This window comes from Nocardioides sp. (genome assembly GCF_036267815.1).
Classification (GTDB): Bacteria; Actinomycetota; Actinomycetes; order Propionibacteriales; family Nocardioidaceae; genus Nocardioides.
The window spans coordinates 34,064-58,773 of record NZ_DATAVI010000007.1 but is presented as its reverse complement, the minus strand read 5'-3'; the positions used below and the strand labels follow the sequence as shown (position 1 = coordinate 58,773).

Sequence of the window (24,710 nt, the reverse complement as noted above, 5' to 3'; positions counted from 1 at the left end):
GTTTCGCCCATGGATACCCCCGGATCCACCACTGCCTCGTCCCCTGCGGCGCCTCGCAGCGACGGCCGCGCCGACGACGCCCTGCGTCCGGTCACGATCACCCGCCACTGGCTCGACCACGCCGCGGGCTCGGTCCTCGTCGAGTTCGGGCGCACCCGGGTGCTGTGCGCCGCGTCGGCCACCGAGGGCGTGCCGCGGTGGCGCAAGGGCAGCGGCCTGGGCTGGGTCACCGCCGAGTACGCCATGCTCCCGGCGTCCACCAACACGCGTTCGGACCGCGAGTCGGTCCGCGGCCGGATCGGTGGCCGCACCCACGAGATCTCGCGCCTGATCGGGCGCTCGCTGCGTGCCGTGATCGACTACAAGGCCCTTGGCGAGAACACCATCGTCTTGGACTGCGACGTCCTCCAGGCCGACGGCGGCACCCGCACGGCGGCCATCACCGGCGCCTACGTCGCGCTGGCCGACGCCGTGTCCCACCTGCGGGCACAGGGCTCCGTGGCCGGCGAGCCGCTGACCGACTCGGTGGCCGCGGTCAGCGTCGGCATCGTCGACGGCACTCCCCGTCTCGACCTGCACTACGACGACGACGTGCGCGCCGAGACCGACATGAACGTCGTGATGACCGGTGACGGCCGGTTCGTCGAGGTGCAGGGCACCGCCGAGGGCGCGCCGTTCGACCGGGCCGAGCTCGACGCCCTGCTCGCGCTGGCCGGACAGGGGTGCGTCGCGCTGACCCGCCTCCAGCGGGAGGCGCTGGCCTCGGGAGCACGGCCCTCGTGACCCAGGTCTTCCTGGCCTCTCGCAACGTCAAGAAGCTGGAGGAGATGCGGCGCATCCTGACCGCGTCCCTGTCCGCGGACCGGCGTGACGTGGCCGGCGCGGCCGGCACCGCCATCGAGGTCCTCGGCCTCGACGACGTCGCGGCCTACGACGAGCCGGTCGAGGACGAGCCGACCTTCGCGGGGAACGCGCTGCTCAAGGCCCGAGCGGCTCTGGCCGCGACCGGGCTGCCCTCGGTCGCCGACGACAGCGGTCTGTGTGTCGACGCCCTGAACGGGATGCCCGGGGTGCTCTCGGCCCGCTGGAGCGGCGGCCCCCGAGACGACCGACGCGCCCTCGACCGGGGCAACAACGAGCTGCTCCTCCAGCAGCTGTCCGACGTCCCGGACGGGCGCCGGGGAGCCCACTTCGCCAGTGCGGTTGCCTTCTGCGCCCCCGCGGAGCCGGCCGGGCAGCCGCTCGAGCTCGTGGTCGAGGACCGGATGACGGGCCGGGTGACTCGCGAGACCCGCGGCTCCGGTGGCTTCGGATACGACGTGCTGTTCTGCGCCGACGAGTTCCCCGACCGCACGACCGCCGAGCTCGACCCGGCCCAGAAGGACGCGATCTCACACCGCGGCCGCGCGCTTCGTCGGATCGCCCCGCAGATCGTCGCTGCCCTGACCCGATGAGGCGCCGGGCTGGGGGTGGATCCGGTGCGCTCGGAGAGATTCGAACTCTCACTGGACGGCACCTAAAGCCGTTGCCTCTGCCGTTGGGCTACGAGCGCGTGGGCGCCAAGTCTAGGGATCCCTCCCGGGCTCCCAGGCGCGCCAGGACCAGCAGCCCCGCGACGACGTAGCCGACGCCCTGCAGCGCCAGGATCGGGATGATCCCGCTCGGGCCGCCCCAGAGGCCCGCCAGCGTCGAGCCGACCACGACGCTCACGGCCTGGGCCAGCGCCATCAGGCTGAAGACGCGGCCGCGGTGCGCGTCGGTCGTGCAGCGCTGGAACAGCGTCATGGTGCCGGCGACGACGACGGCTCCGGGGAGCCCGACCAGCACCATGCCGGCCGCGGCCGGCCACGGGCTCACCCACACCAGCGGGTACGCGAAGATCGCCAGGTCGACCAGCCCGAACAGGATCGAGCCGACCCACACCATCGTCACCGGCGACCAGCGCTCGGCGACCGCGGCGACCGCGAAGCCGCCGGCCAGCCCGCCGATCGCCTGCACGCCGCTGATCACGCCGTACACCTGGCCGCTGCCGTGCAGGACGTGCCGGACGAAGGGGGCGAAGAGGGTGCCCATGATGCCCTCGCCCGTGCTGGTGACCAGCAGCGCGATGACCAAGGTGCTCACCACGCGGTTGCCCGCGACCGTCCGCACCCCGTCGCGCCACTCGCCGACCAGCGCCGCGAGTCGTCCGCGGACCGCCCCGGCCGCGTCATCGGCGGCCGCGTCGGGAGCCTCGGCCGGGTCGGGAGCGTCGATCGCGAGGACCGTCCCGCCGGTCCGGATGCGCGCGACCAGGGCGGCCGCGAGCAGGAAGCTCACCGCGTCGACGACCGCCACCGCGCGGATCCCGCCGAGCGCCGCGACCACTCCGCCCAGGCCGGAGCCCACGAGCCGGGCCAGGTTGCTCATCTGCCCGTTGAGACCGTTGGCCGCGACCAGGTCGCGGTCGCCGACCACGCGCGGCAGGAACGCCTGCTCGGCGGGCGAGAAGAACACCTCGACGCACGCCTCCGCGGCCAGCACGACGTACACCAGCCAGATCCGGCTCGTCCCGGAGACGAGGAGGAGCGGCAGCAGGCCCGCCGCGAGCAGGACGTTGGTGAGGACCATCGTGCGCTTGCGGTCCCACCGGTCCACCAGGACGCCGGCGACACTGCCGATCACCACCTGGGGGACGAACGCCGACAGCAGCGCCGTCGCGGAGGCGAGCGTGGAGCCGGTCAGCGCGTAGATCGAGTAGGCGAGCCCGATCCCCAGCACGCGGTCTCCGGTCATCGAGACCAGCCCTGCCCCCAGGAGCAGCCTCAGGTCAGGAGCACGCCCGAGCAGTCGGAGCGGGGCACGGAGATCGACTGACGCCACACCGACACCGTAACGACATCATTATGATGTCGCAATGCCACCATCGCGGCGTCAGGCCAGGCCGAGATCTCGGCGGAGCCTGGCGACGTGCCCGGTGGCCTTGACGCCGTACTGCGCGAGGGCGATCCGGCCCTCCTCGTCGACGACGAACGTGGAGCGGATGACGCCCTCGACGGTCTTGCCGTAGAGCTTCTTCTCTCCGAAGGCGCCGTAGGCGTGCATCACCGCCCGGTCGGCGTCCGAGAGCAGCGTGATCGTCAGCCCGTCCTTCTCGCGGAACTTCGCGAGCTTGGCCGGGGGGTCCGGCGAGATCCCGAGCACGTCGTACCCCTGAGCCTGGAGCGACGACAAGGAGTCGGTGAAGTCGCAGGCCTGCGTCGTGCAGCCCGGCGTCATGGCGGCCGGGTAGAAGTAGACGATGGTCTTGCGTCCGCGGGAGTCCGCGAGCGAGACGGACCCCCCGTCGTCGGTCGGGAGGGTGAAGTCGGGGGCCGGGTCGCCGGCCGAGAGGCGGGTCATGGCACGAACATAATCCGTTGGTAGCCTTCCCGCGTGACCAAGGAGACCGCCGCGCTCGAGGCCGAGATGGAGGCCACCCGCGACCGGCTGGCGGCCACCATCGACCAGCTGGTCCACCGCACCAGCCCGAAGACGATCGCGCGCCGGGAGGTCGCCTCGGTCAAGGGCTACTTCGTCGACGCCCGCACCGGGCAGCCGCGCACCACCAACATCGTCAAGGTGGCCGGCGGGATGCTCGGCGTCATCGTCCTGTTCGCGGTCGTCCGTGCCGCCACCCGAGACTGACCGTGGCCGACAAGCTGCCGATCAGGATGCTGCACGACCGCATCCTGGTCGAGGTCGACCGCGAGAGCGGTGAGCGCCGGTCCTCCGGTGGCATCGTGATCCCCGCGACGGCGGCGATGGGAGCCCGGCGCCTCGTCTGGTCGCGGATCGTGGCCGCGGGGCCGCACGCGCGCTCGGTGCAGGTCGACGACCGGGTCCTGTTCGACCCCGAGGACAAGGCCGAGGTCGAGGTGCAGGGCGACACCTACGTCGTGATGCGCGAGCGCGACGTCCATGCCGTGGCCGCCGACCGGCTGGGCGACGAGTCCGCCGGCCTCTACCTGTGAGGCCGCAGGCCGGTACCTGTGACCTGTCTGACGCATCAGACAGTCCGCTACGTTGGGGATCTCGCACGACGAAAGGACCGAGATGACGCAGTACGCAGTGACCGACCCGCGCACGGGAGAACGGGTCAGCGACGTTCCCACCGACAGTGACGAGCAGGTGCTCGCAGCGGTCGAGGCTGCCCACGACGCGTTCACCACGTGGGGCCGGACCAGCTCGGTGGCCGACCGCACGGCGCTGGTGCACCGGGTCGCCGAGCTGCACACCGAGCGCCGTGCGGAGCTCGCGGCCGCGATGAACCGCGAGATGGGCAAGGCCATGGACGACGCCCTCGGCGAGGTCGACTTCTCAGCCGCCATCTACGACTACTACGCCGACCACGGCGCCGAGTTCCTCGCCGACGAGGAGATCCCGCTGCTCGAGGGCGAGGGCCGCGCGGTCGTCCGGCGCCGCCCGCTCGGGGTGATCCTCGGGATCATGCCCTGGAACTACCCCGCCTACCAGGTCGCGCGCTTCGCCGGGCCCAACCTCACCGCCGGCAACACCGTGGTGCTCAAGCACGCCCCGCAGTGCCCCGACTCGGCGCGCATCCTGTCCGAGATCTTCGCCGCGGCCGGGTTCCCCCAGGGTGCCTACGCCAACGTCTACGCCTCCAACGAGCAGATCGAGGAGATCATCGGCGACCCGCGGATCCAGGGCGTCTCCCTGACCGGCTCCGAGCGCGCCGGCTCGGCCGTCGCGGCCACGGCTGGGCGGCACCTGAAGAAGGTCGTCCTCGAGCTCGGCGGCTCCGACCCGTTCATCGTGCTGGGCTCCGACGACCTCGACGCCACCGTCGACGCCGCCGTCTCCGCCCGGATGGAGAACACCGGACAGGCGTGCAACGCCGGCAAGCGGTTCATCGTGCACGAGAGCCTGCACGACGACTTCGTCTCGAAGTTCACCGCGAAGATGCTGGGCCAGGAGGTCGGCCCGCTGTCCTCCGAGCTGGCGGCGGACCGCCTCGAGGAGCAGGTGGCCAACGCCGTGCAGGGGGGCGCCCACCTGGAGGCGAACGGCGAGCGGCGCGGCGCGTTCTTCCCCAGCGGCGTCCTGACCGGGGTCACCCAGGACAGTGCCGCCTTCCACCAGGAGCTGTTCGGGCCGGTGGCCATGGTCTTCAAGGCCCGAGACGAGGACGAGGCCGTCGCCCTCGCCAACGACACGCCGTACGGCTTGGGCTCCTACGTGTTCACCAACGACCCCGACCAGGCCGCTCGGGTCGCCGACCAGATCGACGCCGGGATGGTCTTCGTCAACGGGGTCGGTGCCGAGGGCGTCGAGCTGCCCTTCGGTGGGGTGAAGCGGTCTGGGTTCGGGCGCGAGCTGGGCCGGTTCGGCATCGAGGAGTTCGTCAACAAGAAGCTGATCCGCACCGTCGACTGAGCCCGGCCCGGCCCGGCCCGGCTCAGCCCTTGCGGCAGGTGCTGTGCCCGTCCTGACGGCTCGCGTGGCGGTACGACGCGAAGCCGGTCAGGGCGTGGCCCAGCCAGATGAACTCGGCGTGCGACGCCGCCACGGGCGCGAGGTAGTGGTTGTGGTCGAGGCGGACGTGCCGGTTCTGCGCAGCGGTGCCCACCCGGCGTACCCGCTGGAGCAGGAGCGGCGCGGCGCGATGGGTCGCGACCACGACGTTGTGCGCCAGCGTCGTCTCGTGCACCTTGAACTGGATCAGCAGCTCCGGTGACCCGTCGTTGTCGGTGTTGTCGTTCCGGAAGTGGTTGTGCCGCACGCGCACGTCGTACACCTCACCGCGGCTCGGGCTGTAGCCACCCAGGGCGAGCCCGACGTAGCGGCTGCCGCTGACGCGGTTGTCGGCGATGGTGATGTCGTTGGTGTGTCCCCGGCCGTTCTCGGCGCCGGCCTCGATCGCGATGTCGCTGGTGCGCACGACGTTGTGGCGGATCGCGATGTGCTCGCCGCCGTCGACGTAGATGCCGTCCGCGCAGTTGCACCAGCCGTCGCCCTCCCAGTACGCCGGGTTGCCCTGGCTGATGATCCGGCTGATCCGGTTGTGGGCGATGAGCCCGTGCCGGGCCCGGTTGGCGGTGGTGTAGCGGTGGCTGCCGGTCAGGGTCGGCTCCCAGCCGATCGCGTCGATGCCGATGTTGTCGTCGTCGTGGATGCGGTTGCCGGTGATCCGCCAGTGGTCGACGTTCCCGTTGACCACGACGCTCTCGCTGGCGCCCAGGTGGAGGTGGTCGACCTCGTTGCCGACGATGCGCAGATGGCTGATCGGGTGCTGGGCGTCGCGACCGTAGACGGCGATGCCGTGGGCGTTGATGTCGAAGCTGCCCAGCGTGCCGTTGTCGTTGCCGAGCCGGTGGACGTGGTTGTCGGCGAGCGTGACGTGCCGGTCGTGGCCGGTGACGTAGATCCCGATCGGCACCCGGCGCAACGACGTGGTCCGGTAGCCGCGGATGTCCAGGCCGCGCACGGTGACTCGGGAGCTGTCACTGATCTGGACGACGCCCGAGTCGTCCGGGCGCGGCGTCAGCCCGCTCGCGTCGAGCACGGCCCGGCGGGCCCGGGTGGCAGCGATCGTGAGGTCGTGCCGGCCCGCGAGCACGATGCGCTGCCGGGAGTAGGTGCCCGGCAGCAGGTAGACCGTGCCGCCGTCGGGGAGCGCGTCGACGGCCACCTGGGGCGTCCGCAGGGGCGCCGCGCGGGTGCCGGCCGCTCCGTCGTCGCCGGTGGGGGAGACGTAGAGGACGCCCGACGTCGCGCGCACGCCGTCGGTCGAGGTCGAGACCACGGCGCCCTGAGCGGGCGCCGCGACCACCAGGATCAGCAGGGAGGTGGCGGCCAGGAGTCTGTTCACGGTTGCTCCAACAGGTCGAGGAGGTGGAGGACGGCGTCGCGCATCGCCGTCCGGGCGGGCGCGAGGTAGCGACGCGGATCGCTGACCGTGGGATCGTCGGTGAGCGAGTTGCGCAGCGAGGAGGTCAGGGCGACGTTGAGCGCGGTGCCGACGTTGACCTTGCGGATCCCGGCGGCGACCGCTCGCCGCAGCTCGTCGTCGGGCACGCCGGACGAGCCGTGGAGCACCAGCGGCACCGGGACGCGCTCGGCCAGCCGGGCGATGAGCCCGTGGTCGAGCCGGGCGACGCGGGCGGTCATCGCGTGGGACGAGCCGACCGCCACCGCCAGCGCGTCCACCCCGGTCGCCGCGACGAACCGGGCCGCCTCGTCCGGGTCGGTGCGAACGCCGTCCGCGTGCGCGCTGCGCGGGGCGTCCGGCTTCCCGCCGACGTAACCCAGCTCGGCCTCGACCCACAGGCCCGCGGCGTGGGCCTCGTCGGCGACGGCGCGGGTGTCGGCGACGTTCTCCGCGTAGGTCAGGTGCGCGGCGTCGACCATCAACGAGCCCACGAGCGGACGCAGGGGGCCGTCGACGGCTGACCGCACGAGGTCGCGGTCGGTCAGGTGGTCGAGGTGGATCGCCAGCGGCACCGGCGCGAGCTCCGCGAGGGCGTGCACCGCCCGGGCCAGCGGGACCGCGGTGCCGTGGTAGGCCAGCGCGTTCTGGCTGAGCTGGAGGACCAGCGAGCGTCCGCTCTCGGTCGCGGCTTCGGCGATCGCCTCGGCGTGCTCCAGGGTGATCACGTTGACGGCGGCGACGGCGCGCCCGTGCTCGACGGCCCCGGTGACCAGGGCTGCGGTGCTCGTGAGGCTCATCCGACACCGTCCAGGGCTCGCACGGCGACGGCGGCTCGGGTCTCGGCGTGGCCGGAGAGGTCGAGCTCGCCGGCGGTCGGCGAGCGGACGGCCGCGACCGAGAGGGCGACGGCGTCGCGCAGGGTCTGCTCCGGGTGGTCCAGGGCGGCGTGGTCGTGGGCGAGGGCACCGGCGAGCCCGGCGACGAGCGCGTCACCGGCTCCGGTCGGGTTCCCCGACAGGGCGGCTGCCGGCCGCGCCTCCCAGGTCCCGCTCCTGGTGGCGGCCACCACGCCCTGGTGACCCCGGGAGACCACGACCGCGACGCCGTAGCGGTCGCAGAGCCGGCGCGCTGCACGGGTCGGGTCCTGGTCGTCGGTGACCTGGGCGAGCTCCTCGGCGTTCGGCTTCACGACGAGGCAGCCGGCCTCGAGGGCCTCCACCAGGGCCGCACCATGGGTGTCGGCGATGACCGGGACCCCCGCGGCACGGGCCGCTGTGACCAGGGCCGTGAGGCCGCGGGCGGGGATCCCCTCGGGGAGGCGGCCGGCGACGACCACGACGCGGGCGTCGGCGAGCGACTCCTCGACGGCAGCCACCAGCTCGGGCCAGCACGACGAGGTGGCCGGCTCGGTCAGGCAGGTCGCGCGGCCGCCGGCCTCGACGACCGTGACGGTACGGCGCGTGGCGGCGCGGTCCGGGACCAGGCGCGAGGGGACCCCGGCGGCGTCGAGGCCCGCGTGCATCCGGTCGCCGGTCTCCCCGCCCGCGGGAGCGACCAGCAGGACGGGCTCGCCGAGCGCGTGCAGCACCCGGGCGACGTTGACGGCCTTGCCGCCGGGCCGCTCGGCGACGCTGCCGACCCGCACGGTGGCGCCGGCCACGAGCTCCCCGACGTGGTAGGTCACGTCGAGTGCCGGGCTGGGGCAGACACAGAGGATCACGAGTCCGCGAGCACCACCGATCGGGTCAGGTGTCGGGGCTGGTCGGGATCCAAGGCGGCGCGTTCGGCTCGGTCGGCCGCCAGGAGCTGGGCTCGGACCAGGTCGGCCAGCGGGTCCAGGTCGTCGTCCACGATCGTGGCGCCGGTGGCGGCGATGTCGTCGAGGAGGCCCACGACCGGCCGGCCCAGCACCCAGACGGCCCGCCCCGGCTCGGCGATGGCGATCGGGCCGTGCCGATACTCCATCTGGAGGTAGGCCTCGGTCCACAGCTGGGCGGCCTCGCGCAGCTTCAGGGCCGCCTCCTGGGCCACGCCGTATGCCCAGCCGGAGCCCAGGAAGGAGATCTGTCCGGCGGTCGCGAGGGCCGTCGGGACGGCGGGGACGCCGGCGAGCACGCGCTCCGTCTGCTCGATGACGGGCTCGAGGGGCTCGCCGAGCCCGGCCCGCAGCAGGCAGAGCGTGGTGGTGGCGAACAGCGTCTGGACCACCGAGCGCTCGTCGGCGAAGTCCAGGACGACGGCGTCGGAGGCTGCCTCGGGGACGGGCGTCCCGGCGACCGCGGTGATCGCGAGCACCGGGCTCGCCACGGTCTCGATCGCGCGCAGCACCTCGGTGGTCGTCCCCGACCGGGAGATCGCGACGACGCGGTCGTAGTCGCGGTCCATCGGCAGCTCGCTGGCCGCGAAGGCGTCGGTCCGGCCCTGGCCGCGACTCTCGCGCAGCGCGGCGTACGACGACGCCATGAACCACGACGTGCCACAGCCGATCACCGCGACCGACTCCCCGGACCGGGGGAGCCGGTCCTGCAGGTCGGCGGCCAGCAGGACTGCGCGCGCCCAGGACCCGGGCTGCCGGGCGATCTCCGCGCGGATGTGGGACCCGGGTGTCGGTGGAAGGGTCACGGAGTGGCTCCTTGGGCCTCGAGCTCGGCGGTCGTCGGCTGCCCGGCGGTGCCGCCGGTGTGGAGGACGCTGTGGCCACCGGCGGTCACCGCACGGTGCAGCGCGGTCGCGAGCCCGGCTCCGTCCAGCCAGGCGGCCAGGAAGGCCGCGTCGAAGGTGTCGCCGGCGCCCGTCGTGTCGATCGCCTCGACCGGCGAACCGGCCTCCTCGACCAGCTCGCCGTCGGCCGTGGCCGCGAACGCGCCCCGGGAGCCGACCTTGACCACCGTCAGGGGACCGCGGGCCGCGAGTGCGACGGCGGCGCGACGCGGGTCGGAGTCGTCGCCGAGGGCGAGGGCCTCGGCCCGGTTGGGCAGGAGCACGTCGAGGTGGGGGAGCAGGGCGTCGACCCCCTCCCAGCGGTCCGCGGGGTCGGCGTTGGTGTCCAGCGAGGTGGTCAGCCCGAGGCCGCGCAGCTCGACCAGGACGGCGGGGAGGTCCCGGGCCAGGCCGGGCTGGAGGAAGTACGACGCGACGTGGACGTGCCGCAGCCCGGAGCCGACCAGGCCGGTCGCCGCGCCGACGACCTCGTCCGCGGTGAGCGTGTCGACGGCGCCCGGGAGCGTCAGCATCGACCGGTCGTCACCCCGGCTGAGCACCACGGTCACCCCGGTCGGGACGCCGGCGCGCACCAGCACGAGGCCGCTGTCGACGCCGGCGGCGGCCAGCCGGGTCGTCATGACGTGGCCGAGGTCGTCGTCGCCGACGGCGGCGAGGAGCGCGACGTCGCGGCCGAGCCGGGCCAGGCCGTGCGCGGTGATCGCGCCCGACCCGCCGACCACCAGGCTGGCGGCGTCCAGCAGCTGCTCGGCCTGGCCGAAGCGGGGCACGACGTCGCCGGTCAGCACGAGGTCGGGGTTGAGGTCCCCCACGACCAGCACCTCGGCGCGGTGAGCGGCGCTGCCGGGTCCTGAGGTCACGGCGTCATCGTGACCGATCCCGCGCACATCTGTCCACAATCAGTCACGTCGTGTGCTCTTTCTTGCTCGTTTCCCGCGGGGCTGCCATGCTCCGGCCATGACGACGATCTGCTTCGTCGGGGCCGGGTCCGCGGAGTTCACCCGTCAGCTGCTGCGCGACCTGCTGGGCTACGACGACCTCGGACCGCTCACGCTCGTGCTGCACGACATCGACGAGCGCCGGCTCCGGCTGGCCCACGACGTCGCCCGGCTCACCGTCGACCACCACGCCCGGCAGGCCGAGGTCCGCGCGGAGCCTGACCTCCGGCGCGCCCTGGCCGGGGCCGACTTCGTCGTCAACTGCGTCAGCGTCGGCGGCCATGGCGCCACCGTCACCGACTTCGAGGTCCCCGCGCGGTACGGCGTCCGCCAGACCATCGCGGACACCCTGGGAGTCGGCGGGGTGTTCCGCGCGCTGCGGACCTTCCCGGTGCTCGACGCGATCGCGGACGGCATGCGCGCGGAGTGCCCCGACGCCTGGCTGCTGAACTACACCAACCCGATGGCGATGAACCTCCAGTACCTCGGCGCCCGCCATCGCGACGTGCGGGCCCTCGGGCTGTGCCACTCGGTCTACTGGACGGTGCACGACCTCAGCGAGCTCGTCGGGGTGCCCCTCGAGGAGGTGACCTTCCACAGCGCCGGGGTCAACCACCAGGCCTGGGTGCTGCGCTGGGAGCGCGACGGCGAGAGCCTCTACCCGCTGCTCGACGAGAGGATCGCCGCGGACCCCGAGCTGCGGCGGCGGGTGCGCGTCGACATGTACCGCCGGCTCGGCTACTACCCGACCGAGACCAGCGAGCACTCCAGCGAGTACGTCGCGTGGTACCTCCACGACGACGCCGAGATCGAGCGGCTGCGCATTCCCGTGGGCGACTACCTCGGGATCAGCGCGGCGAACCTCGCCGAGATCGAGGCCCTCGAGCCGCTGGTCGCCCAGGGTCTCTACACCGAGCCCGAGGAGGAGGCCGCCGAGTACGCGCCCCAGGTCGTGCACAGCCTCGTCACCGGGCTCCGACGGACCATCCAGGTCACCGTGCCGAACGCCGGGCTGATGCCGGACTTCGCCGCCGGTGCCGGCGTGGAGGTCCCGTGCGTGGTGGACGGCGACGGTCCGCGGCCGCTGGTCGTCGACCCGCTGCCACCCGCGTGCGCCGCCCTCAACCGGCAGTTCCTCTCGGTGGTCGACCTCACGGTCCGGGCCGCGGTCGAGCAGAGCCCGGAGCTGGTGCGGCGGGCCCTGATGGTCGACCCGAACACCGCGGCGACGCTCTCGGTCGAGGCGATCTGGGACCTGGCCGACGACATGGTGCTGGCCCACGCCGAACGGTTGCCCCCGGCCCTGCGCGAGGCGCTGCGACCCTGAGCGACGCGCTGGCTACGCCGGCTCGACCAGGAGGACCGGCAGGCCGGCGTTGTGCAGCGCGTCCACGATGTCGGGGTCTGCCCCGGTGTCGGTGATCAGCTCGGAGGCCAGGGACAGGTCGCTGATGCGGGCGAACCCGCGCTTGCCGAGCTTGCTCGAGTCGGCCACGACCACGACACGGTCGGCCGTGCGGGCCAGGGCCCGGTTGGTCTGGGCCTCCACCTCGTGGTGGGTCGTGAGCCCCGCGGTGGGGCTGATCCCGTCGACGCCGATGAAGGCGATGTCGAGGTTGAGGTGGGCCAGCGTCTGCTCGGCGAGTGGGCCGACCAGCTCGTAGGACTCCGGTCGCGCGCTGCCACCGCAGACCACCAGCTCGATGGTCGACCGGACGGCGAGCTCGGAGGCGATGTTCAGGGCGTTGGTGACCACGCGCAGGCCGGGCCGACCCGACAGCGCCCGCGCGACCTCGGTCGTCGTCGTCCCGCCGTTGAGCCCGACCGAGCTCGTCTCCGGCGTGACCAGGGCGGCCGCGGCTGCCGCGATCGCTCGCTTGGCCTCGTGGTGCTGGCCGCCTCGGTAGCGCATGGGCAGCTCGTACAGGACGCCGCTGGCCACGGCGCCGCCGTGCGTGCGGGTCAGCAGGTTCTGCTCCTCGAGCCGGCGCAGGTCGCGTCGGACCGAGGCCTCGGAGACCCCCAGCTCCGCGGCGAGCTCGGTGACCCCCACCGAGCCGCTCTCGTTGAGCCGCTGGAGGATCTGCCCGAAGCGGACGTCTTGGCGCATGGCTGCACAGTAACGCGCATCGCTGTGCTCATTTCGCGCATCCAGCTCGCCCATGCTTGACCGGTTCTCCGGAAACGTGCAAGGCTGAACAAACTTCTCGTTCGTATCTGCTTGAATGCGGCAGAGAAAGGCAGGCGTGATGCGTCGCTACCCGTGCCTGCTCGTGGTGGGAGCCCTCGCCGCGGGAGTCCTGACGGCCTGTGGCGGGAGCAGCGGCGACAGTGGCAGCACGACGATCGTCGTCACCCACGGCTACACCGACATGGAGGCCAAGGCCATCCAGGCGGCTGCGGCATCGTGGAACGGCCTGCACCCCGACGAGAAGGTGTCGCTCCAGTTCAACGGGGGCAACGACAGCGCGCTCCAGAAGACGGTGGCGGGCTTCACGGCGGGCAACTACCCCGACGTCGCCTACGAGTACGGCTCCTCGGCCGCCCAGCTGGCCAAGCAGCCCAAGGTCGTCGACCTCACGTCCAAGGTGGCGAGCTCCAGCTTCGACTGGAACGACTTCTACCCCTCCGAGCGCGAGGCGGCGACGGTCGACGGGAAGGTCGTCGGCATCCCGGCGCTGGTCGACAACCTCGCCCTGGTCTACAACAAGAAGCTGTTCGCGCAGGCCGGCATCGCGCCGCCGACCAACGACTGGACCTGGCAGGACTTCCGGGACGCCGCGCAGAGGCTGACCGACGCCGGCACCCACACCTATGGCTGGGCGTACGTCAACGACGGCAGCGAGGACACCGTCTGGCGCTACCTCGCGATGCTCTGGCAGGCGGGAGGCAGCCTGCTGAGCTCCGACAACACCGCCCCGGCCTTCGACTCCGCGGCGGGCAAGGCGGCGCTCGAGCAGCTCTACGAGATGGCGGTCGTCGACAAGTCGGTCTACCTCGACAACGGCAACGGGCAGTACCTCAACCTCTTCAACAGCGGCAAGATCGGCATGCTCTGGACCGGACCGTGGGACCTGTCCAGCATCAACGCGAACGTCTCCTACGGCGTGACGTACCTGCCGGGCGACAACGGCGACCACGAGACCATCTCGGGTCCCGACCTCTACATGCTCTTCGACCACTCGTCAGCCCGCTCCAAGGCGGCGTTCGACTTCGTGGCCTGGCTGACCTCGGCGAAGGAGCACATCAAGTTCGCCATCGCCACCGGGGACCTGCCTCTGCGAGAGTCGGAGACCAAGCTCCCGCAGTACCAGACGTTCCTCCGCAAGTACCCCGCCGAGAAGGTGTTCGTGGCCAACCTCAACAACGTCAAGCACGTCCGACCCAACATCCCCGACTACGCCGAGGTGTCCCAGGCGATCGGGACCATGGTGCAGTCGGTGCTGCTCGGGCAGGCCTCGCCGGACGACGCGCTGAAGACGGCCTCGAGCCAGGTGACATCGGCGCTGGCCGGCTCGTGACCCCACGCCGCCGGCGGGGCGCCACGATCCTGCCTCCGCGGCGCGACTGGCGTCGGCGGAACGACGCCATGACCGGCTGGGCCATGGTCTCTCCGAGCGTCGTCCTGATCGGCGTGTTCGGGGTGCTTCCCGTGCTCTGGGCGTTCTGGCTGTCGTTCCAGCACAACGACCTCCAGACGCCCGGCCAGTGGGCCGGCCTCGACAACTACCGGCAGCTGGCCCACGACCCCGTGTTCCGCGAGTCGGTCAAGCACACCCTGGTCTACACGCTGCTGTTCGTGCCGATCACCCTGGTGCTCTCGCTGCTGGCCGCCGCGGCGCTCAACCGCCGGGTGCGGGGCATCACGCTGTACCGGCTCGCGGTGTTCGTCCCGGTCGTCACCTCCACGATCGCGACCGGCGTGATCTTCACCTGGCTCCTCGACCCCGACTACGGCCTGGTCGACACGGTCCTGGGCAAGCTCGGGCTCCCGACGTCCGGGTTCTTCTCCTCGCCGCACAGTGCGCTCTTCGCCGTCGTGATCATGACGGTGTGGGGCTGGGTCGGGTTCGGCGCGCTGATCTTCCTGGCCGCGCTTCAGGGCATCCCGCAGGACCTGCTCGAGGCGGCGCAGATGGACGGCTGCACGCGAGCCGGTGCGTTCTGGCGGATCGAGGTGCCACTGCTGCGACCGGTCTCCGGCTTCCTGCTGGTGTGGCTGACGATCAACTCGCTCCAGCTCTTCGACGAGGTCTACGTGACCACGAAGGGCGGCCCGCTCCACGCCACCACGGTGGTCGTCTACTACCTCTACCTCCAGGCCTTCCAGTTCTTCCACGCGGGGTACGCCGCGGCGATCGCGGTGGTGCTGTTCGCGGTGATCGCGCTGATCACCCTGGTCCAGCTGCGGCTGACCAGGGACCCGACGACCGCAGGCGGGCGGCAGTGACGACCGCGCGTCGCCGGCTGCCGTCGGCCTGGCACCTCGTGCTGCTGCCGGTCGCGCTGGTCATGGCGGCGCCGCTGATCTGGATGGTCCTGACCAGCGTCTCCACGCTGGCCGAGACCCGGCGCTTCCCGCCCGGCCTGCCCAGCTCGGTGCACCTGGGCAGCTATGCCACCGCCTGGAACGACTCGCCGATGGCCCACTGGCTGTGGAACAGCGCCCTGGTCTCGGTCACCTGCGTGGTCAGCAACCTCGTGCTGTGCACGCTGGCGGGCTACGCGTTCGCGCGGCTGCGCTTCCCGGGCTCGCGGGTGGCGTTCCTCGCGATCCTGGCGACGCTGATGGTGCCGTTCCAGGTCGTGATGATCCCGACCCTGCTGATCGTCAAGCACCTGCACCTGGTGGACTCGCTGCCCGCGCTGGTGCTGCCGAACCTCGCGACGCCGTTCGGCATCTACCTGCTGCGCCAGTTCTTCCTCTCGCTGCCCCTGGAGCTGGAGGAGGCGGCGCTGATGGACGGCGCTGGCCGGCTGCGCATCCTGCGCAGCATCCTGGCCCCCCTGATGGGGCCGCCGCTGACCACCGTCGCCGTGCTGACCTTCCTGTCGGTGTGGAACGACTTCCTGTGGCCGCTCGTGGTGATCGCCGCGCCGGGCAAGATGACGGTCCAGCTCGGTCTCGCCACCTTCACCAGCGCCCACTACACCAACTGGCCCGTGCTCATGGCGGCCACGGTGATCAGCCAGGTCCCGGTCCTGGTGATGTTCCTGATCGGCCAGCGCTGGTTCGTGCAGTCGATCGCGAGCACCGGCATCAAGTAGCCGGCCGGATGTTGTGGTTGCGAGCGAACAGGTTGTGCGGGTCGTACTCGCCCTTGACCGCGGCCAGCCGACGGTAGGTCTGGTCGGGATAGACCGCCGCGACGTCCTGCTCGTCCGCCTCGGAGAGGAAGTTGGCGTAGGCGCCGCAGGTGTGGGGCGCCAGGCTTCGCCACACGGCGTCCAGGGCGGGCCGGGCGCCGTTCACGACCGGACCCGGTCCGATCAGGGTGGTCGCAACCATCAGCTCGGCGGCACGGTGGGCGTACGCCGTGGCCTGCGCGTCGACGCGGGACACCGCCCCGCCGACCGTCCGCAGGTTGACGACGGGCGGCCGCTCCGAGGTGGCGACCCCGGCGAGGACGGCAAGCGCGTCCGAGACCGCGTCGCGCTCGACGAACGCGCTTCGCGTCCAGAGCTCGATGCCCGGCGGCGGGACGACGCCCTCCTCGAGGATGTCGCCGTAGGGCCGGAGACCCACGCTGTCCGACAGCAGCGTGCCGAGTCCGCGGATCGGGTCCAGGGCCAGCGCGGACAGCGCCGGGTCGTCCCCGTCGAAGGCCACGTGGATGTCGACCGGGGCCTCCGGGCCGCCGGCGAAGGGGTTGGCCAGGACGACGTTCGCCGTGACCTCCTCCGGTGCCGTGCGCATGTAGTCCGCGAGGCCCTGGAGCACCGTTCCGGCCTCGGTGGCGGGGAAGGCGAGCGCGCCGAAGAACACCTCGGTCGTCGGCTGCGCGACGAACTCGAAGGAGGTCACGACGCCCAGGTTCCCGCCGCCCCCGCGGAGGGCCCAGAACAGGTCGGGATGCTCCTCGGCGCTGACCCGGCGCAGGTGGGCGTCGGCCGTGACCACCTCGGCGGCGACCAGGCTGTCGAGTGCGAGGCCGTGCTTGCGCACCTTCCAGCCGATGCCGCCCGAGAGCGTCAGGCCGCCGACGCCCACACCGCGCGTGTCCCCCGAGGAGATGGCCAGGCCGTGCCGGGCGAGCGCGTCGCAGACCTGGCCCCAGGTCGCGCCACCGCCGACCCGCACCAGCCGGCGCTCGAGATCGACCACCTCCACGTGGTCGAGGTCGCGCAGGTCTACGACGGTCCCGGTGTCGGTCGTGCCGAAGCCGGAGAAGCTGTGCCCGCCCCCGCGCACGGCCAGCGTCTGGCCGGCGGCAGCCGCGAACGCGACCGCTGCCTGAGCGTCTCCCACGCTCATGGCCCGCAGCACCCGCTCCGGGCTGCCGGTCGCGAGCACCGTGCGGCTCGCCTCGGCGTACTCCGGGTCGCCCGGCTCGATGATGTCGCCGCGGAAGTCGTGGCGTAGCGCGTCCGGCGCTGTCCTCATGATGTGTCTCCCTCGCAGGGTGCTGGTCCGTACGCGGGGTTGACGACCGGGCTGCGGGGTTCCTGACAGCCAGGACCGATGTCGGGTCGTGGGACCCCTCAGACCAGCTCGCCGCGCTTCCGGGTGAGGTAGGAGGACTCGGCGGAGTTCTGCGTGGCCGCGATCGCGGCGTCGTACTCGGTCTTCGCCTCGTCGCTGCGGCCGAGCCGGCGCAGCAGGTCGGCACGAGCCGCGTGCCACGGGTGGTAGCCCGTGAGCGGCAGCCGGTCGACCAGGGACAGGGCGACGTCGGGACCGTCGAGCTCGGCGACGGCGACAGCGCGGTTGAGCGCGACGATCGGCGAGGGGTCGATCCGGCTCAGCTGGTCGTAGAGCGCGAGCACCTGGGACCAGTCGGTGTCCGACGCCGTCCGCGCGTCGGTGTGGACGGCGTTGATCGCGGCCAGGATCTGGTAGCGGCCGGGCCGGTTGGTCGCCAGACACTCGCGGACCAGGGCGTGCCCCTCGGCGACCAGGGCGTGGTCCCAGCCGGCCCGGTCCTGCTCGTCGAGGGGCACCAGCTGCCCGTGTCGCACCCGGGTGCGACGGCGCGACTCGATCAGCACCATCAGCGCGAGCAGCCCGGCAACCTCGGGCTCGTCCGGGAGCAGGTGACGCAGCACGCGACCGAGCCGGATGGCCTCGCCGGTGAGCTCGGCGCGGACCGGGTCGCCGTCGCCGCTGGCGAGGTAGCCCTCGTTGAAGACCAGGAACAGCACGGCCAGGACGCCGGAGAGGCGCTCGGGCAGGTCGGCCGCCTGCGGCACGCGGTAGGGGACGTTGGCGGCCGCGATCTTCCTCTTGGCCCGGGTGATCCGCTGCCCCATCGTGGTCTCGGGCACGAGGAACGCCTGCGCGATCTCGGGCACCGTGAGGCCGCCCAGCAGGCGCAGGGTCAGCGCGATCCGAGCCTCGGGCGCGAGGGCCGGATGGCAGCAGGTGAAGAGCAGCCGGAGCCGGTCGTCCTCGACCGGCCCGGTGGGCTCGTGGGGCGCGTCGTCATAGGTCATCAAGGCTGCCCGGTGCTTGGCGTCGCGCTGCTTCTCGCGGCGCAGACGGTCGATGGCGCGGTTGCCGGCGGTGGTGGTGAGCCAGGCGCCGGGGTTGGGAGGGACGCCGGCGCCCGGCCACTTCTCCAGGGCGGTCACGAGCGCCTCACCCGCCGCCTCCTCGGCGATGTCGATGTCGCCGAACCGGCGGACGAGCGAGGCGATGAGGCGGCCGTACTCCTCGCGGAAGACCCGCTCCACGACCGCCGTTCCGTGCTGCTGCATGGGCTTGTCGTCGCTCGTCCGGCTCAGACGATGCCGTCGAAGGGCCGGACCTCGACCTTGCCACCGCACGCCTTCGAGCCGTCGGCCGCGAGCCGCAGCGCCACGTCGAGGTCAGGCGCGTCGATCACCCAGAAGCCGCCGATCAGCTCCTTGCTCTCCAGGTACGGCCCGTCGGTCATCACCGGCGCGTCGCCCCTACCGTCGACGACGGTCGCGGTCGACGCCGCCTCCAGCCCGCCGGCGAAGACCCAGTAGCCCTCGGCGTGGAGCCGGTCGTTGAAGGCGCCGGTCGCGGCGAAGGCGGCCTCCATCTCCTCCCGGGACCCGTAGCCGCCGAACTCCGCGCGCTCGGCGGGACCGTGGACTGTCAGCAGGTAGTGCGTCATCGCAAGACTCCTCAGCTCTTGGCGACCCCGGTGGCCGCCTCCACCCTCACCACGAACGTCTGCTCGCCGATACGACAAACCTGCCACAGGAAGGTCGTCGGGCCCGACGTGTCGAACGCGGCGAACCTCGTTCGTCGTGGGGGCATGAGCGGGTCGCACTTCGGTGGCCCGCCGAGGAGACGGAGACGCCATGTCCACCACGCAGGTCCGCACCCGCACGACACCCACTCACGCAACGCCCACCCGCCCGGTCCCGAGCACGCCGATCGTCGCGGTGCCGCGGCGGCCGGTCTGGAGACACGGTCTGGTGGCGGCGGTCGCCGCCTCCGTGACCACCACCGCCCTGGCGGCGCTCGCCTCGGCCGACGGCGTGTCGTTCTCCAACGGCACCGACGCCGGCATCCCGATCCTCGGGTTCGCCCAGCTGACGATGCTCTTCTCGATGGTCGGCGTCGGGCTCGCGGCCCTGCTGGCGCGCAGGGCCGGCCGGCCCCGCCGTACCTTCGTGCGGACGACGCTCGCGCTCACTGCAGTCTCGTTCGTGCCGGACCTCACGTTCGGGTTCGACCGGCCGTCGGCGGTCACCCTGGTCACGCTCCACACCGTCGCGGCGACCATCGTCGTCCCGACTCTCGCCGCGCGGCTCGCCCGCGTGCGCTGACCCTTCGTCAGAGGCGCCCCGGCGACAACGTGAGCCAGCCCCGACCCGGCCGGTGGGGGTGGGTAGCCTACGTCCGTCATGAAGGCTCTCTACAAGCCGGCAGCGCAGCCGGGCTTCGAGATCGCCGAGCGTCCGGAGCCTGAGGCCGGGCCGGGCGAGGTCAAGATCCGGGTGCTGCGCACCGGCATCTGCGGCACCGACCTGCACATCGAGTCCTGGGACGCCTGGGCGGCCGGCGCCGTGCACGCACCGCTGGTCCCCGGGCACGAGTTCTGTGGCGACGTGGTCGAGGTCGGGCCCGAGGTGCGCGACATCGAGGTCGGGGCCCGGGTCTCCGGCGAGGGCCACGTCGTGTGCGGGAGCTGCCGCAACTGCCGGGCCGGACGCCGCCACCTCTGCATCCGCACGTCATCGCTCGGGGTCGACCGGGACGGCGCCTTCGCCGAGCTCGTCGTGCTCCCGGAGTCCAACGTGTGGGTCCACAAGCCGGACGACGACGGCAGTCAGCTCGACCCGGACCTCGGCGCGATCTTCGACCCGTTCGGCAACGCCGTGCACACGGCTCTCTCGTTCCCGGTCGTGGGGGAGGACGTGCTGATCACCGGAGCCGGGCCGATCGGCCTGATGGCGGCAGCGGTCTGCCGGCACGTCGGCGCGCGCTTCGTCGTGGCCACCGACGTCTCGCCGTACCGGCTCGAGCTGGCGCGCCGGATGGGGGTCGACCTCGCCCTCGACGTCTCGCGGGAGGCCGTCGCCGACGCCCAGCGCCGGCTGGGCATGGTCGAGGGCTTCGACGTGGCCCTGGAGATGAGCGGCCATCCGTCGGCGCTGCCGGAGGTGCTGGCCAACCTCAACCACGGTGGCCGGCTCGCCATGCTGGGGCTGCCCAGCGCGCCGATCGAGGTCGACTGGGCCAAGGTGGTGAGCCACATGATCACCATCAAGGGCATCTACGGCCGGGAGATGTTCGAGACCTGGTACGCCATGAGCGCGATGCTCCAGTCCGGGCTGGACATCGGCCCGGTGATCACCCACCGCTTCCGCGCTGCCGACTGGCGCGAGGCGTTCGAGACGGCGCGCGGTGGGCAGTGTGGCAAGGTCGTCTTGGACTGGACGGAGGTGTAGCCGATGTACGGCGAGGTCGGGGCGCAGCTGCGCGAGACCCTGGCGGAGATTCGGGCCGCGGGGCTGTACAAGGCCGAGCGAGAGCTGTCCTCGCCGCAGTCCTCGCGGGTCGAGGTCACCGACGGCTCGGTGCTGAACTTCTGCGCGAACAACTACCTCGGGCTGGCCGACCACCCCGAGGTCGTCTCCGCTGCCAAGGCGGCGCTGGACCGGTGGGGCTTCGGCATGGCCAGCGTCCGTTTCATCTGCGGGACGCAGACCCAGCACACCGAGCTGGAGCGCCGGATCTCCGCGCTGCTCGGCACCGAGGCCACGATCTTGTACTCCTCGTGCTTCGACGCCAACGGCGGGCTCTTCGAGGTCCTGCTCGACGACGGCGACGCCGTGCTCAGCGACGAGCTGAACCACGCCTCCATCATCGACGGCGTCCGGCTCTGCAAGGCGACCCGCTATCGCTATCGCAACCGCGACATGGCCGACCTCGAGGCGCAGCTGGTCGCGGCCTCCGAAGCGCGTCGACGCCTGATCGTCACCGACGGGGTCTTCTCGATGGACGGCTACCTCGCCCCGCTGGCCGACATCTGCGACCTCGCCGAGCGGTACGACGCGCTGGTCATGGTCGACGACTCCCATGCCGTCGGCTTCGTCGGCGACACCGGCGCCGGCACACCTGAGCTGGCCGGGGTGCGCGACCGCGTCGACATCGTCTCGGGAACGCTCGGCAAGGCGCTGGGGGGCGCCTCGGGCGGCTATGTCTCGGCACCCGCGGAGCTCGTCGAGCTGCTGCGACAGCGGTCGCGGCCGTACCTCTTCTCCAACGCCGTCGCCCCGTCGGTGGTGGCCGGTTCGCTGGCCGCTCTCGACCTGGTCGCGGGCAGTGACGACGCCCGCAGCCGGCTGCGCGACAACACCGCGCTGTTCCGGCGTCGGATGGGCGAGGAGGGCTTCGAGATCCTGCCCGGCGAGCACCCGATCGCCCCGGTCATGTTCGGCGACGCCGTGCTGGCAGGCGCGATCGCCGAGGCGATGCTGGAGCGCGGAGTGTATGTGATCGCCTTCAGCTACCCCGTCGTGCCGAAGGGCAAGGCCAGGATCCGCGTCCAGCTGTCCGCGGCGCACTCGGCCGACGACGTCGAGACCTGCGTCCGGGCCTTCGTCAGCGCACGCTCCCACGTGGAGTCGTGAGCTCGGCCCACGTCACCAGACGGGCTCAGGTGGGCCACGACGGTCACCGGCGGTCCCACGGCGTACAAGGTGACCTTCAAGGCGGCCACGGCGGGCACCTACCACCTCGGCCTGACGTACCAGACCAAGAGCGTCGCGAACAGCTCGGCCGCAGGGGGGACCTAACCACTACTCCCTGTCGGTGACCGGCGTCTCTGGCTCGACCGCGACTGTCTCGCTGACGCCCACGTGCGTGAAGGCGGCAGCGACGCTGCGATCAGTCGAGCTGGGGAACCTCCGGGCTTAGCACCCGCTGTCGGTACGCCATCAGGGACTCGAACCCCGAACCCGCTGATTAAGAGTCAGCTGCTCTGCCAATTGAGCTAATGGCGCGTGCCGTGAAGCGCGGTCAAGGCTACCAGCGAGGCCGGGTGGGTCCCAATCCCACGGCGAGGCTGCCGGAATATTCAAGATTCAACTACCGTTGGCTCGGCACAGTCCAGAGGAGGTGGGCACGATGCCCGCAGTGACCGTCGACGACCTGACCACGCTCGCCCGTCTGCCCGAGCCGGGCCTGGCCGACCGGCCGCGCCGCGTGCTGCAGGTGACCACCGCGCCGCAGGGCTACGAGGGAGAGGGCTTCCCGGTGCGCCGCGCGTTCGCCGGCATCGACCTGAGCCTGCTCGACCCGTTCATCATGATGGACCAGATGGGCGAGGTGGAGTACGCGCCCGGTGAGCCGAAGGGCACGCCCTGGCACCCGCACCGGGGCTTCGAGACGGTCACCTACATGATCGACGGCGTCTTCGACCATCAGGACTCCCAGGGTGGCGGCGGCACGATCACCAACGGCGACACGCAGTGGATGACGGCCGGCGCCGGGATCCTGCACATCGAGGCGCCTCCCGAGTGGCTGGTGCAGCAGGGCGGGCTGTTCCACGGCATCCAGCTGTGGGTGAACCTCCCGAGCGACGAGAAGATGGTCGTGCCGAAGTACCAGGACATCCGGGCGAGCGAGGTCGCCCTGGTCTCGTCGTACGACGCGGGGGCGCTCGTGCGGGTCATCGCCGGGAAGGTCGGTCCGCAAGGCGGACCGGGGTCGACGCACACGCCGATGGCGCTGGTGCACGCGACGATCGAGCCGGGCGCCCGCCTCGAGCTTCCATGGGACCCGGGGTTCAACGCGCTGGTCTACGTGCTGAACGGCAAGGGCACGGCCGGCACCGACGGACAGCAGGTCCACACCGGGCAGTCCGCGGTGCTCGGCTCCGGCGACTACGTCACCATCACCGCCGACGGCTCACAGGAGAGCCGCTCGCCGAGGCTGGACGTGATCGTCGTCGGTGGCAAGCCGATCGGCCAGTCGGTCGCCTGGGCGGGCCCGTTCGTGATGAACACCAAGTCCGAGGTGCTCCAGGCCTACGAGGACTTCCAGAAGGGCAGCTTCGGTCACATCCCCGGCGCAGGCGGCTAGGAAGCCTGCGCGGGGTGGGCCGGTGGCACCCAGGCCTCGGTGAAGGCGACCAGGCAGAACAGCAGGAACGTGACGACGTGGACGCTGGTGCACCACAGGCAGATCGCGCTGACGCCGAAGAACTCCGCCCACACCAGGTAGAGCACCATCGCCATCCCGGCACCGACCCAGCCGAACCGGACGAGCCGCACGGCCGGTGACGGCGAGCGCCAGGCCTGCGGCGTGAACAGCGGCAGGGCCACCACGAAGTAGAACAGCCCCAGCACGGCGACCGGGATCCCCAGGACGTGGGAGTACTGGCTGGTCGTGACCTTCTGGCAGTTGATCGTCCCGGTGTCGGGGCAGGCCAGGGTCAGCGAGGTGTTGAAGTGCTCGATCGTGAGGTACGTCGCGACGCCGAGGCCGGCCAGGCACAGGACCAGGCCGACGACGACGGTCGCGATCGGAATCGCCCGGCGGGTCGTGCTCACTGGGGCAGGGCCGACGCCGCCGCGGTGACACCCGAGGCACTGCACACGGACGACGGCTGGTTGTGGGTGAGCTGGCAGATGGCGGCCGTGAAGACGTTCGCCGTCCCGAGTACGGACTTGCTGATCTCGGTCGACGGGTCGGTGATGTCGTCGGCGACCTTCTGGTGGGTCAGCCCGGCGAACATCAGGGGGCTGTACGAAGCCCCCTGCGAGGCGTACTTGCCGGCGAAGTCGATGAACGGGATCGCGCCCTGGGCGTTCGACCCGGTGAAGTACGGCGAGAAGTCGTACTTGTCGAAGATCTTGCCGTCGGCGGACGACAGCTTGTCCAGCGGTGCGTAGGAGCCGCCCTGCACCTGGTTGCTCTGGGTCTCGTAGCCCTTGAAGACGAGGTACTTGCTGGTGAAGGTCGCGCCGTGGAACGACAGCGTCGGCGTGTTGGGCGCGTAGTCACGGCCCGAGGACGTGGTCTGGCCGAGACCGGTGAACGTGCCGAACCTCGACAGGGCCGACACCATCGCCCACCGCTCGGCGGCGCAGAACGGGCAGTACTCCGCTCCGACGTAGAGCACCCGCGGCTTGCCGCCCTCGGTCAGCGGCGTGGCGCCGTTCAGGCTGACCGGCGGGTTGGTCGGCATCACGACGCTCGGCGAGTCGTACGCCGAGCTCGGGATGCTCGCCATGGTCTTGGTCAGCTTGGCGGTGGCTGCCGTGGTCTTGGCCCCGGAGCCGCCGTTGCGCATGATCCCGAAGACGATGACGACGGCGAAGATCGCCACGACCGTGACGACCACCGTGCCCATCCACACGAGACGGTTGCGCCGCTGCTGGAGCTGCACGCGGCGGAGCTCGGCCTGAGCCGCCTGCCGCCGCGCTGCCTTGCCGGCGCTCTTGCTGGTGCCCGAGGTCTGGGCAGGGGTCGACGGCTGGTCCTTGTTCGCCAT

27 protein-coding genes and 2 tRNA genes are annotated in these 24,710 nt (G+C 71.9%); 13 read left to right on the top strand and 16 right to left on the bottom strand.

The genetic code is table 11. The features are described from left to right. Positions 1-9: 9 nt before the first annotated feature. Both rph and VHW64_RS01190 read left to right on the top strand, forming a co-directional pair. Entirely contained in the window at positions 10-783 is a 774-nt protein-coding gene (gene rph, locus VHW64_RS01195) for a ribonuclease PH (RefSeq protein WP_329648667.1), read from the top strand. After that, positions 780-1,454 carry a non-canonical purine NTP pyrophosphatase gene (locus VHW64_RS01190; RefSeq protein WP_329648666.1) on the top strand — a complete coding sequence of 225 codons (675 nt, stop codon included), beginning with the start codon at positions 780-782 and terminating at the stop codon, positions 1,452-1,454. The genes rph and VHW64_RS01190 overlap by 4 nt, the downstream gene beginning before the upstream one ends. A gap of 25 nt (positions 1,455-1,479) precedes the next feature. Here the strand turns inward: VHW64_RS01190 and VHW64_RS01185 are convergent. The 3 genes from VHW64_RS01185 to bcp form a co-directional block, all read right to left on the bottom strand. Beyond that, positions 1,480-1,552, bottom strand: a tRNA-Leu gene (locus VHW64_RS01185). Next, positions 1,543-2,862, bottom strand: coding sequence for an MFS transporter (locus VHW64_RS01180; protein ID WP_329648665.1), 1,320 nt, complete (start codon positions 2,860-2,862; stop codon positions 1,543-1,545). The genes VHW64_RS01185 and VHW64_RS01180 overlap by 10 nt, the downstream gene beginning before the upstream one ends. Positions 2,863-2,913: 51 nt before the next feature. Then, a complete protein-coding gene (bcp, locus tag VHW64_RS01175; RefSeq protein WP_329648664.1) occupies positions 2,914-3,381 on the bottom strand; it encodes a thioredoxin-dependent thiol peroxidase in 468 nt (155 codons plus the stop codon). Positions 3,382-3,414: 33 nt separating this feature from the next. Between bcp and VHW64_RS01170 the strand changes: the two genes are divergently transcribed. The 3 genes from VHW64_RS01170 to VHW64_RS01160 all read left to right on the top strand — a co-directional run bounded on the left by VHW64_RS01170 (position 3,415) and on the right by VHW64_RS01160 (position 5,415). Beyond that, positions 3,415-3,666, top strand: a complete 252-nt coding sequence (locus VHW64_RS01170; protein ID WP_329648663.1) for a DUF3618 domain-containing protein — start codon at positions 3,415-3,417, stop codon at positions 3,664-3,666. Positions 3,667-3,692: 26 nt separating this feature from the next. Further along, positions 3,693-3,992 carry a co-chaperone GroES gene (locus VHW64_RS01165; protein ID WP_329648699.1) on the top strand — a complete coding sequence of 100 codons (300 nt, stop codon included), beginning with the start codon at positions 3,693-3,695 and terminating at the stop codon, positions 3,990-3,992. 82 nt (positions 3,993-4,074) lie between these two features. Continuing rightward, positions 4,075-5,415 (top strand): NAD-dependent succinate-semialdehyde dehydrogenase, encoded by a 1,341-nt coding sequence (locus VHW64_RS01160; protein WP_329648662.1) that lies wholly within the window; start codon positions 4,075-4,077, stop codon positions 5,413-5,415. Positions 5,416-5,437: 22 nt separating this feature from the next. Here the strand turns inward: VHW64_RS01160 and VHW64_RS01155 are convergent, their stop codons facing one another. The 5 genes from VHW64_RS01155 to VHW64_RS01135 are packed head-to-tail and all read right to left on the bottom strand — an operon-like array spanning position 5,438 to position 10,491. Continuing rightward, on the bottom strand, positions 5,438-6,850 hold the full coding sequence (locus VHW64_RS01155) for a right-handed parallel beta-helix repeat-containing protein (protein WP_329648661.1): 1,413 nt from the start codon (positions 6,848-6,850) through the stop codon (positions 5,438-5,440). Beyond that, complete coding sequence (locus tag VHW64_RS01150; protein WP_329648660.1) at positions 6,847-7,707, bottom strand: class II fructose-bisphosphate aldolase; 861 nt, start codon at positions 7,705-7,707, stop codon at positions 6,847-6,849. The genes VHW64_RS01155 and VHW64_RS01150 overlap by 4 nt, the downstream gene beginning before the upstream one ends. Beyond that, on the bottom strand, positions 7,704-8,630 hold the full coding sequence (locus VHW64_RS01145; RefSeq protein WP_329648659.1) for a hexose kinase: 927 nt from the start codon (positions 8,628-8,630) through the stop codon (positions 7,704-7,706). Before VHW64_RS01145 ends, VHW64_RS01150 begins: the two co-directional genes overlap by 4 nt. Further along, positions 8,627-9,532: an SIS domain-containing protein gene (locus VHW64_RS01140; protein WP_329648658.1), complete on the bottom strand. Its 906-nt coding sequence runs from the start codon at positions 9,530-9,532 to the stop codon at positions 8,627-8,629. The genes VHW64_RS01145 and VHW64_RS01140 overlap by 4 nt, the downstream gene beginning before the upstream one ends. Beyond that, positions 9,529-10,491 carry a carbohydrate kinase family protein gene (locus VHW64_RS01135; protein WP_329648657.1) on the bottom strand — a complete coding sequence of 321 codons (963 nt, stop codon included), beginning with the start codon at positions 10,489-10,491 and terminating at the stop codon, positions 9,529-9,531. The genes VHW64_RS01140 and VHW64_RS01135 overlap by 4 nt, the downstream gene beginning before the upstream one ends. Positions 10,492-10,588: 97 nt before the next feature. On the opposite strand from VHW64_RS01135, the gene melA reads away from it, so the two are divergent. After that, positions 10,589-11,896, top strand: coding sequence for an alpha-galactosidase (gene melA / locus VHW64_RS01130; protein ID WP_329648656.1), 1,308 nt, complete (start codon positions 10,589-10,591; stop codon positions 11,894-11,896). A 12-nt stretch (positions 11,897-11,908) separates the two neighbouring features. On the opposite strand, the gene VHW64_RS01125 is transcribed toward melA, so the two are convergent. Further along, positions 11,909-12,679 (bottom strand): DeoR/GlpR family DNA-binding transcription regulator, encoded by a 771-nt coding sequence (locus tag VHW64_RS01125; protein ID WP_329648655.1) that lies wholly within the window; start codon positions 12,677-12,679, stop codon positions 11,909-11,911. Between the two features lie 139 nt (positions 12,680-12,818). Between VHW64_RS01125 and VHW64_RS01120 the strand changes: the two genes are divergently transcribed. The 3 genes from VHW64_RS01120 (at position 12,819) to VHW64_RS01110 (ending at position 15,837) form a co-directional block, all read left to right on the top strand. After that, complete coding sequence (locus tag VHW64_RS01120) at positions 12,819-14,090, top strand: ABC transporter substrate-binding protein (RefSeq protein ID WP_329648654.1); 1,272 nt, start codon at positions 12,819-12,821, stop codon at positions 14,088-14,090. Between the two features lie 68 nt (positions 14,091-14,158). After that, positions 14,159-15,019, top strand: a complete 861-nt coding sequence (locus VHW64_RS01115; protein WP_329648653.1) for a sugar ABC transporter permease — start codon at positions 14,159-14,161, stop codon at positions 15,017-15,019. Continuing rightward, positions 15,016-15,837: a carbohydrate ABC transporter permease gene (locus VHW64_RS01110; RefSeq protein ID WP_329648652.1), complete on the top strand. Its 822-nt coding sequence runs from the start codon at positions 15,016-15,018 to the stop codon at positions 15,835-15,837. Before VHW64_RS01115 ends, VHW64_RS01110 begins: the two co-directional genes overlap by 4 nt. Here VHW64_RS01110 and VHW64_RS01105 read toward each other — a convergent pair. The 4 genes from VHW64_RS01105 to VHW64_RS01090 all read right to left on the bottom strand — a co-directional run bounded on the left by VHW64_RS01105 (position 15,830) and on the right by VHW64_RS01090 (position 19,018). Next, positions 15,830-17,173: an FAD-binding oxidoreductase gene (locus VHW64_RS01105; protein WP_329648651.1), complete on the bottom strand. Its 1,344-nt coding sequence runs from the start codon at positions 17,171-17,173 to the stop codon at positions 15,830-15,832. The two genes, VHW64_RS01110 and VHW64_RS01105, sit on opposite strands and share 8 nt — an antisense overlap. 98 nt (positions 17,174-17,271) lie before the next feature. Beyond that, a complete protein-coding gene (locus tag VHW64_RS01100; RefSeq protein WP_329648650.1) occupies positions 17,272-18,486 on the bottom strand; it encodes an RNA polymerase sigma factor in 1,215 nt (404 codons plus the stop codon). A gap of 23 nt (positions 18,487-18,509) precedes the next feature. Further along, positions 18,510-18,872: a YciI family protein gene (locus tag VHW64_RS01095; RefSeq protein ID WP_329648649.1), complete on the bottom strand. Its 363-nt coding sequence runs from the start codon at positions 18,870-18,872 to the stop codon at positions 18,510-18,512. 11 nt (positions 18,873-18,883) lie between these two features. After that, positions 18,884-19,018 (bottom strand): hypothetical protein, encoded by a 135-nt coding sequence (locus VHW64_RS01090; RefSeq protein ID WP_329648648.1) that lies wholly within the window; start codon positions 19,016-19,018, stop codon positions 18,884-18,886. Positions 19,019-19,062: 44 nt separating this feature from the next. Between VHW64_RS01090 and VHW64_RS01085 the strand changes: the two genes are divergently transcribed. The 3 genes from VHW64_RS01085 (at position 19,063) to VHW64_RS01075 (ending at position 21,843) form a co-directional block, all read left to right on the top strand. Further along, positions 19,063-19,533: a DUF6069 family protein gene (locus VHW64_RS01085; protein WP_329648647.1), complete on the top strand. Its 471-nt coding sequence runs from the start codon at positions 19,063-19,065 to the stop codon at positions 19,531-19,533. A 78-nt stretch (positions 19,534-19,611) separates the two neighbouring features. Next, complete coding sequence (tdh, locus tag VHW64_RS01080) at positions 19,612-20,658, top strand: L-threonine 3-dehydrogenase (protein ID WP_329648646.1); 1,047 nt, start codon at positions 19,612-19,614, stop codon at positions 20,656-20,658. A gap of 3 nt (positions 20,659-20,661) precedes the next feature. Next, on the top strand, positions 20,662-21,843 hold the full coding sequence (locus tag VHW64_RS01075) for a glycine C-acetyltransferase (protein WP_329648645.1): 1,182 nt from the start codon (positions 20,662-20,664) through the stop codon (positions 21,841-21,843). Positions 21,844-22,142: 299 nt separating this feature from the next. Here the strand turns inward: VHW64_RS01075 and VHW64_RS01070 are convergent. After that, a tRNA-Lys gene (locus tag VHW64_RS01070) sits at positions 22,143-22,215 on the bottom strand. 124 nt (positions 22,216-22,339) lie between these two features. Here VHW64_RS01070 and VHW64_RS01065 point away from each other — a divergent pair. Then, positions 22,340-23,296, top strand: a complete 957-nt coding sequence (locus VHW64_RS01065) for a pirin family protein (RefSeq protein ID WP_329648644.1) — start codon at positions 22,340-22,342, stop codon at positions 23,294-23,296. Here VHW64_RS01065 and VHW64_RS01060 read toward each other — a convergent pair. Beyond that, positions 23,293-23,766: a vitamin K epoxide reductase family protein gene (locus VHW64_RS01060; RefSeq protein ID WP_329648643.1), complete on the bottom strand. Its 474-nt coding sequence runs from the start codon at positions 23,764-23,766 to the stop codon at positions 23,293-23,295. The genes VHW64_RS01065 and VHW64_RS01060 overlap by 4 nt on opposite strands. Then, positions 23,763-24,710: a DUF929 family protein gene (locus tag VHW64_RS01055; RefSeq protein WP_329648642.1), complete on the bottom strand. Its 948-nt coding sequence runs from the start codon at positions 24,708-24,710 to the stop codon at positions 23,763-23,765. Before VHW64_RS01055 ends, VHW64_RS01060 begins: the two co-directional genes overlap by 4 nt.

Excerpts from the sequence above, each read along its gene's own strand:
- tdh (WP_329648646.1), top strand. The coding sequence starts at position 19,612 with ATGAAGGCTCTCTACAAGCCGGCAGCGCAGCCGGGCTTCGAGATCGCC.
- VHW64_RS01105 (WP_329648651.1), bottom strand. The coding sequence starts at position 17,173 with ATGAGGACAGCGCCGGACGCGCTACGCCACGACTTCCGCGGCGACATC.
- VHW64_RS01115 (WP_329648653.1), top strand. The coding sequence starts at position 14,159 with ATGACCGGCTGGGCCATGGTCTCTCCGAGCGTCGTCCTGATCGGCGTG.
- VHW64_RS01125 (WP_329648655.1), bottom strand. The coding sequence starts at position 12,679 with ATGCGCCAAGACGTCCGCTTCGGGCAGATCCTCCAGCGGCTCAACGAG.
- melA (WP_329648656.1), top strand. The coding sequence starts at position 10,589 with ATGACGACGATCTGCTTCGTCGGGGCCGGGTCCGCGGAGTTCACCCGT.
- VHW64_RS01120 (WP_329648654.1), top strand. The coding sequence starts at position 12,819 with ATGCGTCGCTACCCGTGCCTGCTCGTGGTGGGAGCCCTCGCCGCGGGA.
- VHW64_RS01085 (WP_329648647.1), top strand. The coding sequence starts at position 19,063 with ATGTCCACCACGCAGGTCCGCACCCGCACGACACCCACTCACGCAACG.
- VHW64_RS01095 (WP_329648649.1), bottom strand. The coding sequence starts at position 18,872 with ATGACGCACTACCTGCTGACAGTCCACGGTCCCGCCGAGCGCGCGGAG.
- VHW64_RS01055 (WP_329648642.1), bottom strand. The coding sequence starts at position 24,710 with ATGGCGAACAAGGACCAGCCGTCGACCCCTGCCCAGACCTCGGGCACC.
- rph (WP_329648667.1), top strand. The coding sequence starts at position 10 with ATGGATACCCCCGGATCCACCACTGCCTCGTCCCCTGCGGCGCCTCGC.
- VHW64_RS01165 (WP_329648699.1), top strand. The coding sequence starts at position 3,693 with ATGCTGCACGACCGCATCCTGGTCGAGGTCGACCGCGAGAGCGGTGAG.
- VHW64_RS01100 (WP_329648650.1), bottom strand. The coding sequence starts at position 18,486 with ATGCAGCAGCACGGAACGGCGGTCGTGGAGCGGGTCTTCCGCGAGGAG.
- VHW64_RS01065 (WP_329648644.1), top strand. The coding sequence starts at position 22,340 with ATGCCCGCAGTGACCGTCGACGACCTGACCACGCTCGCCCGTCTGCCC.
- VHW64_RS01160 (WP_329648662.1), top strand. The coding sequence starts at position 4,075 with ATGACGCAGTACGCAGTGACCGACCCGCGCACGGGAGAACGGGTCAGC.
- VHW64_RS01075 (WP_329648645.1), top strand. The coding sequence starts at position 20,662 with ATGTACGGCGAGGTCGGGGCGCAGCTGCGCGAGACCCTGGCGGAGATT.
- bcp (WP_329648664.1), bottom strand. The coding sequence starts at position 3,381 with ATGACCCGCCTCTCGGCCGGCGACCCGGCCCCCGACTTCACCCTCCCG.
- VHW64_RS01150 (WP_329648660.1), bottom strand. The coding sequence starts at position 7,707 with ATGAGCCTCACGAGCACCGCAGCCCTGGTCACCGGGGCCGTCGAGCAC.
- VHW64_RS01090 (WP_329648648.1), bottom strand. The coding sequence starts at position 19,018 with ATGCCCCCACGACGAACGAGGTTCGCCGCGTTCGACACGTCGGGCCCG.